Raw genomic sequence first — 1,263 nt, 5'->3', positions numbered from 1 at the left:
TAGATTCACACACCCAGTTAAGAGATAATTATCTCAACTGGAGTGTATATGAAAACCCGAAAAAGCTACTCGAAAGAATTCAAACTGGATGCGGTGAGTCTGGTTACAGAACAAAATTACAAGATTACTGAGGCTGCTCGCAGTCTTGGTATCAGTGCCAATATGTTAGGCCGCTGGCTTAAAGAGCAAGAATCAGAAGGGGCTCACGCATTTCGTGGCAATGGTAAGTTGACGCCCGAGCAGGAAGAAATTCGCCAACTGCGAGCAGAGAATAAGCGCCTGAAAATGGAGAAAGAGATCTTAAAAAAGGCAACGGTCTTCTTTGCCAAAGAAACCAAGTAAAATACGGTTTCATCACCCAACATAAGAAGACCTGGCCGATTAGCCTGATGTGCGAGATTCTTGGTGTCAGTCGCTGTAATTACTATAGTGCCGTGCGACGCAAGGAACACATTGAACCGGATCCGCAACATGATGAGTTAATTGAGTGGGTACAGAAAGTAGCAGATGCCAGTGACTTTACCTATGGCGTAAGACGTATGAAACGCGCGTTGAATTCGCTTGGTTATCCGGTTGGAAAACAGCGAACGAGAGCCTTGATGAAAGAAGCTGGAGTGAGCGTCAGACGACGTAGAAAATACAAAGTCACGACTAACAGCGACCATCAGCAACCTGTCTTCGATAACGTGCTGTCACGCGACTTTGATGCTCAAAAGCCAGACCAGGCGTATGTCTCTGACATTACCTACATCTGGACGCAAGAAGGCTGGCTGTATCTGGCCGTAGTGATTGACTTATTCTCACGAAAAATCGTGGGCTGGAGTATGGCATCGCGGATGAATGCCCAGCTTGTGTGTGATGCCTTAACGATGGCTTTGTGGCAACGTAAACCTAAAGTGGGCCTGATACATCATTCGGATCGCGGCTCTCAATACGCAAGCCGACAATTTAGACAGTTACTGACGCAATACAAGGTAACAGGTAGCATGAGCAGGAAAGGTGATTGTTGGGACAATGCCGTCGTAGAAAGCTTCTTCGGCACATTGAAACAAGAGCGAGTGCAGTGGCGTCACTACCAGAGTCGCCGTGCTGCCCAGCAGGATATTCTGCAATACATCACTATGTTTTATAACAGTCAGCGAATGCACTCATATCTGGATTACAAGAGTCCAAATCAATATGAGGCCGACATGGCTAACTTACAAAAAGCGGCTTAACTGGGTTGTGTGATTTTGGTTGACCACGTCANATGGACTTGAAGTC

The 1,263-nt window shown here is 46.4% G+C and carries 1 protein-coding gene; it reads left to right on the top strand.

Translation table 11 applies throughout. The annotated features are described in order from the left end of the window. Nucleotides 1-48 precede the first annotated feature (48 nt). A protein-coding gene (locus ACX5J7_RS12630; protein WP_085929700.1) for an IS3-like element ISAma1 family transposase occupies nt 49-1,217 on the top strand; the annotation gives its coding sequence in 2 pieces (ribosomal slippage) (nt 49-298 and nt 298-1,217; 1,170 coding nt in all). The last annotated feature ends 46 nt before the right edge of the window (nt 1,218-1,263 follow it).

It is taken from the genome of Alteromonas infernus, from assembly GCF_902705815.1.
This window is presented reverse-complemented; position numbering and strand designations above follow the sequence as displayed.